Below are 14,068 nucleotides of genomic sequence, written 5' to 3' on the forward strand. Positions count from 1 at the left end.
GATTGGGCTGGATCCACCGGCGGCGAAAAGCCTTTCGCTGAAAGGGGATTGGCCGGAAGGCGGCACTGCTGACGACCGGGACACATCCCAGGTAGCCAGTCATGGTCGTCATTAGCTGGGTTCAGGAGGCGGGCAGAGCTACCTCCTATGCTGGCCAAGGGGTATGCGTCCGACTATTCCGGCGGACTCCGCGAACCGCAGCAGAACGCTGGTAGTACCCAAGAGCAATTCGGGGGATGACACAACCATGACCGGTCCTGCCACACGGTCCTGGGATGGCATCACCATCCCGGCCGCCGGCACCTATCTTCTCGATCAGGCGCACAAGCGGATCGGCTTCCTGGCCCGCCACATGATGGTGAGTCCCGTACGCGGTGAGTTCGGCGCGGCGACCGCCCGGATCGACGTCACCGAGGACCCGTTGGCATCCTCGGTGAGCGCGACCATCCACGCGGCGACCGTCAACACGGGCAACCCCGACCGCGACGCGCACCTGAGCAGCCCCGACTTCCTCGATGTGGAGAGGTATCCCACGCTGGAGTACCGCAGCACAGGGATCAAATGGCACGGAAACAACGACTCGATCTTCTACTGGGCTCGCCTGCGGAGTAGCCGACTGGGCCGCCGGAGCGAAGCCAGCCACATCCCACCACAGTCCACAACAGGACGGTTCGTGCTCACCGGGGAACTGACAGTCAAGGGGATCACCCGACCGGTCGACCTCCAAGTGGAGTTCGGCGGCGCACGCCGCGACCCTTACGGGCAGGACATCTTCGGGTTCAGCGCGACAGCGGAGATCGACCGCGAGGATTACGGGCTGGTGTGGAACGTACTTCTCGACAGCGGGGGCGTCCTCGTTGGCAAGAACGTACGGATCGAAATTGCCGGCGAGGCGATTCGCCAGCCCTGACCGACTCCGGGCCGATCACGGACAGCGGTCGGCGAAGCGGTGCGGCAGACAGTCCAGCCATCGGTCGGTAGCAGATCTACTGCCGCGACCTTGACGGTCCACTGTGCCGGTTTGATGAACTGCGCACATATGGATGAGAGCAGCTTCCCGCGGCGCCGGCGCCGATCCGGAGAAGCGGGCGAGGTTCGCGGCGTTGGCCGACAGCCCATGACTTGACCAGATAATGGCGGCCAATCGGGTGTACCTGACGGCTGCGGTACCCGAGCCGTCCTGCCACCGAACGCGATTACTGGGAGCTGTCCTGCCTACGGGCGGCACCAGCCACCTGAGCACCCGTCCACCTGCTGAAATGACTGTCCCGCGCCGTGACCGTTTCTCGGTTTCTCGTCGGCGATCAGGTGGGAACGAACGGACAATGAACGGGGCCTGATCAATACTCCACCACAGTGGCGTCAAGACTGGATGGCCGATCCGCGCGGGATTTGGGTTGACTCGACGAGTGGTCCCGGGGCGTACTGGATAGACGTCCCCGCACCGCCAGCTGGCGTGGTCGGCCACAAAAGCGCGGGGCAGGCACTCCCAGCACGGGGTGCCTGCTCTTGATGCGCCGACGACGCCGGGAACGCCGAGAGATGGGAGGCCAATGTGAAGGATCGTCCGTCGGCGAGTTGAGCCGCCGCACCACTGTGGCGCTTGTCGAGCGCTGCCAGTGGCGAGAGTCCTGACCGTCGTGGCTCGGCTTGTCCGTCTGCCCTGTGTCCGTCTGTTGACCGCAGCCTGCTGTGCGGGTTGTGGCGACGTCTGCTGCCCTGGTGCCTGCCCCTGCGCGGGGTCTGGCGTGTTCGTTGACTCGACCACAGTGACGCATATCAACCCCTGTGCGTACGAGGGTCCGCCCGGCCGGTGTCACCCGGCCGGGTCGCGCCTGCCTGAGACCTGCCCCTGAGCGGCGGGCGCGACCTGGGCGGCACCCACATCGCCGTATCTCAAATCCCTACCAACGAAGCTGGAGCACGAACATGACCTCAACCCACATCAACCCAACCAAAACGGCGGATGCTTTCCCGGTCCGCCTGCGCACGACGACGCAATCCAAGGCCTCACGCGAGGCACGTGTCGACAGGTGGTGGGCCCTTGGCGACACCTGAGCAGCGATCCCCTGACCCGCCCGCCGGGGGGCCGACAAGGCGGGAGCGGCTGGAAAACTGGATACAGGTGCTGATCATGCTGTTGATCGGCAGCGCTGCCGGCGCGGCCTCGTTCCGTCACGTCCATGACGTCGCGGCGGCACACGGCCAGCCGGGCCCGCTCGCCTGGGCCGACGCGGTAGTCCTGGAGTTGACCTCGATCGCCGCCGGTCTGGAACTGCGCCGAAACCGGCGACTCGGCAAAAGCGTCGCCTTCCCCGCGATCGTACTGACAGTCGCGGTGTTCCTGTCCCTCGCCGCCCAGGTCGTGGAGGCGGAAGCGTCCGTCATCGGCTGGGTTGCCGCCGCGCTGCCGGCGCTCGGCTTCCTGACGATGGTGAAGATCGCTCTCGGCCGCGCCGATCCCGCCCCACCCGACCGCACTGCCCGCATGCGGGCCGAGCCAGGACCGGCGCTGATCGTTGACGCCGCGGTCCCGGACCGCCGCGAGCCGGTCCCCGGACCGCGGCCGCCGGTCCCCGCCAACACCACCGCGGTCCGGGACCGCACCACCGCGGTCCGGGACCGCACCACCGCGGTCCGGGACCGCACCACCGCGGTCCCCGCTCTGGCGGACCAGGAACCGGCGGTCCCGGACCGGCCCGACAGCGCTACGCCGGTCCGGGACCGCGGTCCGGAGATTGCCGCGCTGGTCCCGGCCGCGCGGACCGCCGCCCGTGCCCTCTCCGCCGAGGGGACGCTGCTGTCCCGCAAGGAACTCGCGGACAGCTACGCGCCGACGGGCACCAGTTGTCCAACGCCCCCGCCTCAGCGCTCGTGCGCGTCCTGCGCGCTGAGACCACCCCACCCACGCCGGATTCGTCACATGAGGCCGCCTGACGAACCATCACCTGCGACTCCTGTCAGACCACGCCGTCCCCGGGCAGCGCGTGTCTGTCAGGAAGCCCGCCGTCTGTCAGGAAGCCGGCCGTCTGTCAGAACCTGGCCCGACCTGTCAGAACGCACACGCGGCCCGCCCGCCATGACGGGGCGGCCAGTGCACGCACCACCCGACCATCCACCTGATCAAGGAGCAACAAGCATGCTGATCCAGTTCATCGAGCCCAACCTGTCCCGCCCGCGTTGTCACCGGCCCGCATCACACGTCCTTTCACACCACGGTTACGGTGTGGCTGGCCGTGTGGGCGTCGGTGTAGATCTCCGTTTCACTGTCCGTCTTGATGCTGACCCCCGAACCGACCCCCTGACCCCCCTGACAGCCCAGGTCAGGCCCGCTTTTACCGGCCCGGATCGGTTCCAGACACACCCCATGTGTTGGGTGTCCCCCCGAGGGGCCGCCCATGCGTAAACCGCTGCCCGCTGCGGACCCCCTGCTGCGGCTGCAGGCCAGCATCACCGCCCGCGACGACCGCCTCCTCGGCTGGCTCTACGACCACGGCGTCCTCACCACCGACCAGATCGCCACCGCCCTGTTCCCATCCCTCGATTTCGCCCAACGCCGGCTACGCCGCCTCACCACCGTGCGGGCGGTAGACCGCTTCCGACCCAACAAGCCCGACGGCGGCTCCTACCCGTACCACTACGTCCTGGACCAACTCGGCTACCACCACGTCCACGCCCAACGCGGACTCGGACCACCACGCCGGGACCAGGCCCGCCGCCGCAAACAGTCCTTGACCGCCCGGCCGGACCTGCCGCACCTACTCGGCGGCAACCAGGTCTTCATCGACCTTGCGACCCATGCCCGTATCCACCCCAACACGAGTCTGGACCGGTGGCAGCCCGCCTCCGCCTTCCACACCCCGGGGGTGTTCTACCGGGAGGGCGACAACCCGCAGATGATCGTCCGACCGGCAGGACTGCCCCGCCCCGACGGCGCCGGGGTGTGGACAGAGCACGGACGGTCCGTGCCGTTCTTCCTCGAGTACGACACCGGCCGCGAACGCCTCGACATCCTCACCGAGAAGATCGCCAAGTACGAGCGCCTGTACAGCATGAGCACCTGGGCATGGCCGGTCCTGTTCCACCTACCCTCCGCCCGCCGGGAGCTGAACCTGCACCACCGCCTCGCTGCCGTCGATTTGGAGGCGATCATCGCCACCACCACGGTGGAGCTGCGCACGGCGACCGGCGCCAGCCCGGCCGAGCAGCTGTGGCAAATAGCCGGCCGCACGGCCGGTCGCCACCGGCTAATCGCTCTTCCTTACACCGACACCGACCACGACAACGAGTTCCCCACACTCGCCGTGCCGGATCCGGATGGGCGGGCGGCATGATGGGCCGTACGAGCAGGTGGCCCGCTGCGCAACCTGTGGCCACACGCCACCGAATGCCCACCCGCCCAGCCATCCGGGCAGCGACCGTCGCCGCCGCACGACCCATCCCGTAGAGGACAGCGCGGAGAGGTCCTGCCATCAGGGCAGGCAGCAAACCTCGACGGCCTTCACAAACTGTCAGCGGCGGCCCTCTATGACAGAACGCCGCCCGTGCACTCGCCTAACCATTCGACGTGACAGATCCCGTGAGCGGCGGCCACGGAAGCCCACTCCGGGGACGACCGCCGCTGCGCACGCTCGTCCCCATTCCATCGATGAGCTGCCCGCGACCCGACAGGTCGCGGGCAGCTCTGTCTCTGAGGAGGCGGCCTCGTGGCGTACGAGGTCCCGCTCGAGTGCCCGTTTGGCCCACCGCCTGGCGGGCCGCGGGCGTTCGCGAGGCAACACTGCCAGCGGCGAGCCCGGGTTTCGCCTGCCGTCGGTACGGCGGCTGGCCGACCAGGGGAGGGGCCATGCGGCGTCGTCAACTACTGGCGTCCGGGATGTTCGCGACGATCGGGCTCAGTGCCGGGGAACTGCTGTCCGCAGGGCCGGCTGCCGCCCAGACGGCCCCGGTGAAGAGTGTCGGCGTGCAGCTGCCGGTGAACGACCTGCGGGCCATCGAGCTTGACGAGCCGCGCGGGCGTCTCTACATCGCCCAGGGAATCGGTGCCGGCCTGCCGCTGGTGGTGACCGACCTCGACGGCCGACTACTGAATAAGGTCACGGCCGTCGCCGACATCTCCGACCTCGTCCTCAGCGACGACGGGCGCATCCTGTACGCGGCCCAGGGCTTCAACCGAATCATCGCGTTGGACGCCGCCACGCTTACTATGATCGCCAGCTACCCGGCACCCACCGGCGCCCGCGTGTACACCGTCGAACCGACCGGCGGCAAGATCGTCGGCGGGTTCATCAATGCCGGCATCGGCTCCGGCGGCCTGCTGGTCTGGTCCGCGCCCGGCACCCCGCCGGTGGTCTACACCGGCGGCCCCAACTACCACCCGATCATCGACGCCAGCCCCGGCGCGCCCGGGCTCCTCGTCGCCGGTGACACCGGGTATTCGCCGGTCACCACGTACCTCATCGACGTGTCCGGTGCCAGCCCGACCATCGTCGCCCGGCGGGACAACACTGGCAGCAACCTCATCGACTACGCCGTCAGCCCGGACGGCACCGAGGTGGTGGAAACGGTCGGCCACCCGTACGAGCACCACTCGTACCGGCTGCCGGACCTCGCCGACGCCACCGTGTATCCCAGCGGGGTCTATCCGCAGGACGCCGCCTGGTCCGGGGACGGCTCCACCGTCGCCATCGGCCGCTCCTCGACCGCCACCGGTGACGCCGATGTCTACCTCTACGGCAAGGGCAGCACCATCCCGACGTACGCCGTCGACTTCCGCAGCGGGGACAACCTCTGGGAGGGCACGCTGCTGGTCAACCAGGCCGGCACCCGAGTCTGGGCGGTCACCTCAACCGACCCCTACCAGGAAACTCAGCTGCTGCACTCTTTCGGGCCGGCGCACCCACCGACACCACCAGTCACCGACCTGGCCGTCACCGCCCAGGTCGGGACCGGCAAAGACAAGAGCACCGCGCAGCTCACCGTGACCTGGAGCTCGCCCATCGGCGACGACCACTACTGGTGGATCACCGCGTCGACCAACGGCGGGGCCGAGCGGGAGTTCTGGCGCGGCAAGCTGGACGCCAGCGGCAGATACACCCTCACCTACGCGCTGCCTCGCGGCACCACCACCTTCACCGTCCGGTACCGCGACTACTACCAGTTCTACCCGGACGGCTACGCAACCGCGACGCTGCAGCGATGAGCACTCCGTCCCGGCGGCGCCGTCCGCTCGTCCGGTGCGGCGTACTGGCGCTGCTGCTGATCGCCACCGGTGTTGCCGCCTGCGCCCGACCCGGTGCTGCCGGCACCGTCTGGGCCACCCCGGCACCCACCGTCGCGGTGACGGCGCCCACCGGGGCGCCGACGACGAGTGCCGCCGCTGTGGCGATCCCCACGCCGAGCAACCTGGCCACGAGCGCCTCCCCGACACCCAAACCGCGCACCACGGCGACAGCGTGGGCCGGCTCGGCCGCCGCTCCGCCGCCGGCCCCGGCCGCCAGGGCCACCCCCGCCCCAGAATTCCCCCGCGGCTACACCCTGCTGTCGCAGACCTGCACCCTCCAAGCCGGCCAGCAGGTGTACGTCTCGCGCAGCGGCAAGACGAAGGGAAACTTCCGCTTCTGCACACAACGGCTGCGCAAGAACGACAGCGGTGGCTACTACCTCAACCCGTACGTCTTCGTCGAGCCCTTCTTCCTCGACGGCGGCCCATGGCTCCAGGACTCGCGTGAGCCGCTCAGCCTGACCATCACCTGTCGCGTCAGCCACGCCGGCGAACAGGACTACTCCCTCACCGCCACCTCACCGAGCGGGAACGGGCCCGGGCACACCGCGTCCTGCGGCCGGCTGGTGCCGCACGCGGTCACCCCGACGACGGGCAGCGACGCCTACACGATCCGATTCACCGGATACACCTCGGGCGGACACTACGGAGTGCTCGCCTCAGACACCGAGGTGCACTTCCCGGGCGCCGGCAAGCCGACCCCGGAGCAGCGGGTGGCCGTACCCGGCTGACGCGGAGGTACCACTACCGCGAGCTGTGAGGTGCGGGGATCAACCCGGGGCCAGGTCTGGGCTGCCAGACCGGCGCGGTTGTGCACGGCGGCGGCGCACGTTCAGGTGACACGCAGCCGCAACCTCTGCCCAGGCCTGGCCTGCGCCAGCAGAGGCAGGGATCTCGCGCGCACGATTCCGAGAACGGGGTAGCCCCCAGTTACGGGATGGTCGGCGAGGAAGATGACCGGCTGCCCGGACGGCGGGACCTGGACGGTCCCGGCGACGTGCCCTTCGCTGGGGAGTTCGTCCTCGCGCGCTCGTTCGATCACGTTTCCCTGCAGCCGCATCCCGATCCGGTTTGTGTCGGGGCTGACCCGATAGCTGTCCCTCAACGCGTCGAGGGCGTTGTCGGCGAACCACCCAGGCCGGCGGAGGGGTTGGATCTCGATCACTGGCTCCTGCGGAAGGGGAGCCAGCGGTACCAGATCGATCGGGGCTACCGGGCCTGCGGTCGCGTCGCCGATCGGCAAGATTTGGCCGGCCTGGAGCGGCGCTGGTCCGATTCCGGTGAGCGTGTCGGTCGAGCGGGAGCCCAGCACGGGGGGCACGGCTATCCCGCCCCGGACCGCCAGGTAACTGCGTAGGCCTGCGGCCGGGACGCCGATCTTCAGCTCGCCGCCTGCGGGGACGAAGACCGGACCGTACGGTGCGCAGGCCCGACCCGCCGAGACGACCGGGGCAGGGGCGCCGGTGACGGCCACCCAGCAGGAACGGCTGAACCGTGCGACCAGGCCACCTAGGGTCACTTCCAGGGCGGCCACGTTCGGCGTGTTGCCGACCAGCCGGTTCGCGAGCTGGTAGGCGGGCCGGTCGCAGGCGCCGGACGGGCTCACCCCGAGCCGGGCGAGGCCGGGCCGCCCGTTGTCCTGGACGGTGGTCAACGGGCCGGGCCGGACGATCTCCAGAGTGCCGCCCGTCATGGCGTCACGCGCCGGAAGCGTACGCGCATGCCGGGCTGGAGCAGGGCGGGCGGCTCCCGGTCCAGGTCCCACATCTCGAGGGTGGTGTGCCCGAGGAGGCGCCAGCCACCGGGGGACTCCCGTGGGTAGACGGCGGTGTACTCGCCGGCGATCGCGATCGACCCGGTGGGGACTCTGGTACGGGGCACGTCGCGTCGGGGCATGTGCAGGGCGGGATCCAGGCCGGTCAGGTAGGCGAATCCGGGGGCGAAGCCCACGAAGGCGACGACGTACTCCGTGGTTTCGTGGCGCCGAACGACCTCCTCCACGGACATGCCGAGGGTGGCCGCGACCTCGTCCAGGTCCGCGCCGTCGTAGCGGGCGGGCACCTCGACCAGGGCGCCGACCCCCCGGTCCACCGGAGGAATGCTCCTGCTCCGCAGCGTCGGTGCGGCCGCGGCGGCGGACTCCTCGTCATCCAAGACGACGAGCACGCTGGCCGCCGCGGACACCAGATCCACCATGCCCGCGGGGGGCTCGCGCCGGATGTCGTCGTACAGCGCCAGCGCTTCGTGGTGGTCGGCGACCTCGATGAGCAGGGCGCGTTCGCCGTACGGCAGGACCCGCAGACTCATGCGCGGGCCTCGATGGTCACGCCGGCGGCCACCAGGGCCTGGCGTACGGCACGGGCGATGGCGACGGCCTCCGGCGTGTCGCCGTGTACGCAGATCGACTGGGGGGCGACCTCGATGACGGTGTTGTCGTCGGCTTCGATGGTGCCCTCGACCACCATCCGCACGACGCGGGCGGCGATGACGTCGGGGTCGTGGAGGACGGCGTGCGGCAGCCGGCGGGAGACCAGGGTGCCGTTGCTGGTGTAGGCGCGGTCGGCGAACGCCTCGGCCACCGGTTGGAGACCGGCGTCGGCTGCCTGGCGCAACCAGGCGGATCCCGGCAGCCCGTAGACCGAGAGCGCGGGCTCGACGGCCCGTACCGCCGCGACGACGGCGGCGGCCTGCTCTTCGTGGGTGACGATGGCGTTGTACAGGGCGCCGTGCGGCTTCACATAGCGGACCCGGGTGCCCTCGGCGCGGGCGATGCCGTCCAGGGCGGCGATCTGGTAAAGGACGTCGTTGGTCAGTTCCTCGGGGGCGACGTCGATGAAGCGCCGCCCGAAGCCGGCCAGGTCCCGGTAGCCGACCTGGGCGCCCACGGAGACGCCGCGCCGGGCGGCCATGGCGCAGACCCGGCGCATGCTCGAGGCGTCGCCCGCGTGGTAGCCGCAGGCGACGTTGGCGCTGGTGACGATGTCGATCAGCGAGGCGTCGTCGCCCATCGGCCAGATGCCGAACGCCTCGCCCAGGTCCGCGTTGAGGTCCACGGCTGGGGTCGTGCCGGTCATGCGCCGGGGCCCGCCGGTCGTGGTTGCCGTGACCGGGGGCCGGGGTGGGGGACCCTGGTGCGATGCGCCGCTGTCACGGCGTGATCGCCGCCAGTAGTTGGCGCTGTGCTCGCTCAAGATAGGCTGCCATTTCTCGGGATGCCTGACCTGTTTTGCCGGCGCGCAGCAGATCGGAGATCCGTTCGTTGGTTTCCAGGTAGGGCTCGTGGAACGGCTGGAGATCCTCGACGGCTCCGAAGGCGAGGCGCAGCTCCGCCAGGAGGCTTTCGGCCGCCACCGTCAGCCGTTCGCTGCCGGCGAGGCGGACGATCGCGACGTGGAATTCCATGTTCGCGGTGCCGACCGCGGACCACATGCCGCGGTAGGCGTACGCGTATCCGTCGCGCACGGCGGCATCCACCTGCGCCAACATCCCGGGCTCCGTGAGTGCGGGGCCGGCGTTCTCGATGGCGCCCAGCTCCAGCACCCGCCGCATCTGGTAGATGTCGTTGACATCGCCCGGGCCGAGGCTGCGCACCCGTACGCCCCGGTTGGCCTCGTAGACGACCAGCCGCTCCTGGGTCAGCAGCCGGAAGCCCTCGCGCAGCGTGTTCCGGGACACGGACAGGTCCTCGACGAGCCGCGCCTCGCGCAGAAACTCGCCGGACTTCAACTGGCCTTCCATGATCCGGCGGCGCAGCACCGCCGCGACCCGGCTTGCTCCGGATGCCTGTTCCGTTGAACCTTCACGCGCAATAGCTGTCGCCACCGGGTTTCCTTAACGGCTCTGTCGGGACCGCGCGACCCATTCTCATGGCACCCCATCGCCAACGAGTCGTTCAACAATCATGTGGCACAGCCTTGCGTGTGTCGAGTGTGGGCGGTTTCGTGTCGGACTCCCGGCCAACGGGCAGCGGACCGGGAGCGAGCCCGTGGCGCTGAAGGTAAGCACAGCTTTTGCTCAACACAGCAGCGCCATAAAACGCGGAACACCTCCGCCAGGTCGGGCCAGATTCCCACGTCAGAGCCCCGAAAATCAACTCTTCCCTCACCTGACCTGCCTTGCTATCGTTCAACAATCTTGCCAGGCCGCCCGAGGGTCGGCTGGCACCGTCCCGGTGGCGACAGGCAGGTACGACTCATGACCGACGCGCAACCCGTCCGCTCCGCGGAGCCGTCCGTCCATGCCCTGGCGGCCGGTCTCGACGTGGCGAGGCCGCTGACGCTGCTGCAGCGCATGGTTCGCTTCGACTCCCGGACCGAGACCCCCGGTGAGGTGGAGCTCGCGAAGTGGCTGGTCGACTACATGTCCGAGCTCGGGCTGCAGGCGTGGCTCGACGAGGTGTCACCCGGCCGCTACAACGCAATCGGGGTGCTCAGGGGAGTGGGCCAGGACGTCCCGGGCGCGGCGTCGCTGCTGTTCAACGGCCACATCGACACCAACCCGGCCACCGAGGGATGGACGGTCGACCCGTGGGGGGCGCACACCACCGACGAGGTCATCTACGGCCTGGGTGTCTCGAACATGAAGGCCGGGTGCGCCTCGTACCTCAGCGCCGTCGAGGCCCTGATCCGCAGTGGCTTCCGCCCGGCCGCCGACGTGACCCTCACCTTCGTCGTCGGCGAGCTGCAGGGCGGCATCGGCACCGTGAAGATGATCGAGCACGGGGTACGCGCCGACTATTTCATCAACTGTGAGCCGACCGACATCCAGGCGCTGACGCTGCACGCCGGCGCGTTCAACTTCACCGTCGAGCTGACGGGGGTGACCCGCCACCTGTCGAAGCGCGAGGAGTCCGTCGACGCGATCGCCGCCGCGTGTGCGCTGGTGCCGCGCCTGAACGCGATGACCTTCTCCGGCGCGGCGGACGAGCGGCACCGAGAGGTCAACCGCTGCAACGTCGGGGTGATCCACGGTGCGTTGGGCCGGAGCCTGGAGGAATGGCGCCCCCCACAGATCGCCGACTTCGTACGCCTCGTCGGCACCGGCCGGTACGCGCCCAGCCAGAGCGTCGAGTCCGTGCTCGCCGACCTGCGGCGGCAGCTTGATCGGCTGGAGTCGGAGTTTCCCGGACTGCGGGCGGAGGTGTTCCCGCAGGAGAAAGTGACCGACCGCCCCGACATGCCGCCGTTCGAGGTGCCCGCCGATTCGTCCATTGTCCGGACGGTGAATGCGGCGTACGAGCTCGTCCGGGGTGCCGCCCAACCGACGGGGGCCATCAAGCCGTGCTGTTTCTTCGGGTCCGACGCGGCTCACCTGAGCAAGGCCGGCATGGAGGGAATCGTGTGCGGCCCGGGCGGCAAGTACAACACCATGCCGGACGAGCGCGTCGAACTCGTCGACTACTACGACATGATCCGGATGCACATGCTGGCCATCGAGAAAGTCTGCGGTCGTGGGAACTGAGCAAATCACCGGCCGGAAAGCCGCCTCGAATTTCTCCGGAGCGTCCGTGCGGGTGGAGGGGCTCTCCAAGAATTACGGTGACATCCACGCCGTCGACAACGTGAGCCTCACCGTCGAACCCGGCGAGTTCGTGTCGCTGCTCGGCCCGTCCGGGTCAGGGAAGACCACCCTGCTCATGGCCATCGCCGGCTTCGAAAAGCCGGACTCCGGCGAGGTGTACGTCGGGGACAAGCGGATCACCGGCCTGCCGACGCACAAACGGAACCTCGGGGTCGTGTTCCAGCGGTACGCGCTTTTCCCTAACATGACCGTCGCCGACAACATCGGTTACCCGCTGAAGGTGCGCGGCGTGTCCAGATCGGAACGCGCGAAGGCAATCGCCGACGCGATGGATCTGGTCGATCTCACCGGGCTGGCGCACCGCCGACCGGCCGCACTGTCCGGCGGGCAACAGCAGCGGGTCGCCCTGGCCCGGGCGCTGGTGTACCGGCCCCCGATCGTGCTGTTCGACGAGCCCCTGGGTGCCCTGGACCGGAAGCTTCGCGAACAGGTGCAACTGGAGATCCGCCGCCTGCATCAGGAACTCGGCCTCACCATGATCTTTGTAACTCATGATCAGGAAGAGGCGCTCGTGATGTCCGACCGGGTGGCGTTGCTGCGGGACGGACGGATCGAGCAGTTCGGCCCCGGGCACGAGCTGTACGACGCTCCGGCAACCGAATTCGTGGCCGGATTCCTCGGCCGTACCAACATTCTCGATTCGACCGTGACCTCCGTCGCCGGTGCAGAGACGCAGGTCGCTCTCGGCGACCGGCGGTTTCCCGCGCTGTTCCCGGCCGGCGTCCGACCAGAGGCAGGCCAGAAATGTCGGGTTGCCCTGCGGCCCGAGGCGATCCGGCTGTGCCGGGACGACCTTCCCGCGAGCTTGTCCGGGCAGGTCGTCGAGGTTGTCTTCTCCGGTCCAACCACGACGGTCCGGGCGCGGGTGGGTGACCAGGAATTCATGGTCCAAGGGCTTTCCTCCGACCCCGCGATGCGGGTGCGGGAGGGGGCGACCGTGCATCTCGAATGGGACCCGGCCGCGTTGCGTGCCTTCACCTCCCCCGGTCCGGCCGGAACCCGCACCGCCGCCACCGCAAACAATTCGCAGCCAGTAATGGAAGGGATTCATCCGTGACGAATCCGGGTGTGACGAGAACACTTTCGCGGCGCAGCCTGCTGGCGGGTGCCGGGGCCGGTCTGCTTGGCCTGGGGCTCTCCGCGTGTGGCGGGAACCCGGACGCCCTCAAGTCGAACGGGCAGGGCGACGGGGGATCCGGGAACTCGAAGCAGCTCGTGGTCTTCGACGGCGGCGGTGCCTGGGGCGCCGCCCAGCGGAAGGCCTTCTTCGAGCCCTTCCAGAAGGAGACCGGCATCAAGGTCATTCCCGCGCCGGCGCCCCCGGCCGCGCAGCTGCGCACGGCCATCGCCTCCGGTAAGCCCGGCATGGACGTCGTGGACCTCAACGGGGCGCGCATCGGATCCTGGACGCGGGACGGCCTGCTGCAGAAGATCGACTACAGCGCGTGGAAGGACTCCAGCCTCAAGGACGCCTTCTCCCCGTACCCCGCGCTGGAGACCGCGGTACCCGCGATCGTCTTCGCCGTGCAGCTCGCGTACGACAAGAACCTGACCGGCCGGGAGCTGACGAACTGGGCGGACATGTGGGACGCGGCGGTCAAGGGCAAGCGCTCCTTCCGTACCGGTGACGGCCCCGGCGGCTGCACCCTGGAGATCGCCCTGCTCGCCGACGGCGTGAAGCCCGAGAACCTCTACCCGCTGGACATGGACCGGGCGCTGCGCAAGCTGTCCGAGGTCAAGCCCCAGGTCCTGAAGTTCTGGGACAACGGCGCGGAGTCCATCCAGATGCTGGTCGACCACCAGATCTCCGCGGTGGCTGCGTGGAACGGCCGGATCCAGTCCGCGATCGCCGACGGCGCGAAGAACATCTCCAGCACCTTCGAGCAGGCCGTGGTGCAGATCGACTACTGGGCAATCCCCAAGGGCTGCTCGAACGTGGAAGGCGCGACCCGGTTCATCGAGTTCGCCTCCCGGCCGGAGCGTCAGGCCGAGTTTGCGCAGCTCATCACCTACGCGCCGACGATCCCGGCGGCCTTCGACCACATCCCTGACGAGCGCAAGAAGCTCCTGGTGACCGCGCCGGGCATCGTGGAGAAGACGGTCCTGCAGAACACCGACTACTGGAGCTCCATCGGGGCGGGCGGCAAGACCAATGAGGAGATCGCCATCGACCGTTGGCAGAAGTGGCTGGCCGGCTGATGTCAA

General features: G+C 69.1%; 12 protein-coding genes. 8 read left to right on the forward strand and 4 right to left on the reverse strand.

Annotated elements, in window-relative coordinates:
• Positions 1 to 247: 247 nt before the first annotated feature.
• From FXF52_RS10175 to FXF52_RS10195, 5 genes are all read left to right on the forward strand, one after another.
• Positions 248 to 910, forward strand: coding sequence for a YceI family protein (locus FXF52_RS10175; RefSeq protein WP_148795966.1), 663 nt, complete (start codon positions 248 to 250; stop codon positions 908 to 910).
• Between the two features lie 1,224 nt (positions 911 to 2,134).
• The gene (locus FXF52_RS42945) at positions 2,135 to 3,406 is read left to right on the forward strand and encodes a DUF2637 domain-containing protein (protein WP_255471841.1); all 1,272 of its coding nucleotides are present in this window, start codon (positions 2,135 to 2,137) and stop codon (positions 3,404 to 3,406) included.
• Entirely contained in the window at positions 3,399 to 4,334 is a 936-nt protein-coding gene (locus FXF52_RS10185) for a replication-relaxation family protein (RefSeq protein WP_148795794.1), read from the forward strand. Before FXF52_RS42945 ends, FXF52_RS10185 begins: the two co-directional genes overlap by 8 nt.
• A 512-nt stretch (positions 4,335 to 4,846) precedes the next feature.
• Entirely contained in the window at positions 4,847 to 6,202 is a 1,356-nt protein-coding gene (locus FXF52_RS10190; protein ID WP_148795795.1) for a hypothetical protein, read from the forward strand.
• Complete coding sequence (locus tag FXF52_RS10195) at positions 6,199 to 7,014, forward strand: hypothetical protein (RefSeq protein WP_148795797.1); 816 nt, start codon at positions 6,199 to 6,201, stop codon at positions 7,012 to 7,014. The genes FXF52_RS10190 and FXF52_RS10195 overlap by 4 nt, the downstream gene beginning before the upstream one ends.
• Before the next feature lie 101 nt (positions 7,015 to 7,115).
• Here FXF52_RS10195 and FXF52_RS10200 read toward each other — a convergent pair whose 3' ends face one another.
• From FXF52_RS10200 to FXF52_RS10215, 4 genes are all read right to left on the reverse strand, one after another.
• The gene (locus FXF52_RS10200) at positions 7,116 to 7,976 is read right to left on the reverse strand and encodes a biotin-dependent carboxyltransferase family protein (protein ID WP_148795799.1); all 861 of its coding nucleotides are present in this window, start codon (positions 7,974 to 7,976) and stop codon (positions 7,116 to 7,118) included.
• Positions 7,973 to 8,590 (reverse strand): allophanate hydrolase subunit 1, encoded by a 618-nt coding sequence (locus FXF52_RS10205; RefSeq protein WP_148795801.1) that lies wholly within the window; start codon positions 8,588 to 8,590, stop codon positions 7,973 to 7,975. The genes FXF52_RS10200 and FXF52_RS10205 overlap by 4 nt, the downstream gene beginning before the upstream one ends.
• Positions 8,587 to 9,336 (reverse strand): LamB/YcsF family protein, encoded by a 750-nt coding sequence (locus tag FXF52_RS10210; protein WP_222870469.1) that lies wholly within the window; start codon positions 9,334 to 9,336, stop codon positions 8,587 to 8,589. Before FXF52_RS10210 ends, FXF52_RS10205 begins: the two co-directional genes overlap by 4 nt.
• 94 nt (positions 9,337 to 9,430) lie before the next feature.
• Positions 9,431 to 10,105, reverse strand: coding sequence for a GntR family transcriptional regulator (locus FXF52_RS10215; protein WP_255471833.1), 675 nt, complete (start codon positions 10,103 to 10,105; stop codon positions 9,431 to 9,433).
• A gap of 372 nt (positions 10,106 to 10,477) precedes the next feature.
• On the opposite strand from FXF52_RS10215, the gene FXF52_RS10220 reads away from it, so the two are divergent.
• From FXF52_RS10220 to FXF52_RS10230, 3 genes are read left to right on the forward strand one after another with little or no spacing between them, the layout of a single operon-like run.
• The gene (locus tag FXF52_RS10220; RefSeq protein ID WP_148795807.1) at positions 10,478 to 11,743 is read left to right on the forward strand and encodes a M20 family metallopeptidase; all 1,266 of its coding nucleotides are present in this window, start codon (positions 10,478 to 10,480) and stop codon (positions 11,741 to 11,743) included.
• Positions 11,744 to 11,789: 46 nt separating this feature from the next.
• On the forward strand, positions 11,790 to 12,920 hold the full coding sequence (locus tag FXF52_RS10225) for an ABC transporter ATP-binding protein (RefSeq protein WP_187413418.1): 1,131 nt from the start codon (positions 11,790 to 11,792) through the stop codon (positions 12,918 to 12,920).
• On the forward strand, positions 12,917 to 14,062 hold the full coding sequence (locus FXF52_RS10230) for an ABC transporter substrate-binding protein (protein ID WP_222870470.1): 1,146 nt from the start codon (positions 12,917 to 12,919) through the stop codon (positions 14,060 to 14,062). Before FXF52_RS10225 ends, FXF52_RS10230 begins: the two co-directional genes overlap by 4 nt.
• The last annotated feature ends 6 nt before the right edge of the window (positions 14,063 to 14,068 follow it).

This window comes from Micromonospora sp. MP36 (assembly GCF_008119785.1).
Taxonomy (GTDB): domain Bacteria; phylum Actinomycetota; class Actinomycetes; order Mycobacteriales; family Micromonosporaceae; genus Micromonospora.

Coding starts and splice junctions, on each gene's coding strand:
- FXF52_RS10220 (WP_148795807.1), top strand. CDS start 10,478: ATGACCGACGCGCAACCCGTCCGCTCCGCGGAGCCGTCCGTCCATGCC.
- FXF52_RS10205 (WP_148795801.1), bottom strand. CDS start 8,590: ATGAGTCTGCGGGTCCTGCCGTACGGCGAACGCGCCCTGCTCATCGAG.
- FXF52_RS10200 (WP_148795799.1), bottom strand. CDS start 7,976: ATGACGGGCGGCACTCTGGAGATCGTCCGGCCCGGCCCGTTGACCACC.
- FXF52_RS10190 (WP_148795795.1), top strand. CDS start 4,847: ATGCGGCGTCGTCAACTACTGGCGTCCGGGATGTTCGCGACGATCGGG.
- FXF52_RS10175 (WP_148795966.1), top strand. CDS start 248: ATGACCGGTCCTGCCACACGGTCCTGGGATGGCATCACCATCCCGGCC.
- FXF52_RS10185 (WP_148795794.1), top strand. CDS start 3,399: ATGCGTAAACCGCTGCCCGCTGCGGACCCCCTGCTGCGGCTGCAGGCC.
- FXF52_RS10195 (WP_148795797.1), top strand. CDS start 6,199: ATGAGCACTCCGTCCCGGCGGCGCCGTCCGCTCGTCCGGTGCGGCGTA.
- FXF52_RS42945 (WP_255471841.1), top strand. CDS start 2,135: ATGCTGTTGATCGGCAGCGCTGCCGGCGCGGCCTCGTTCCGTCACGTC.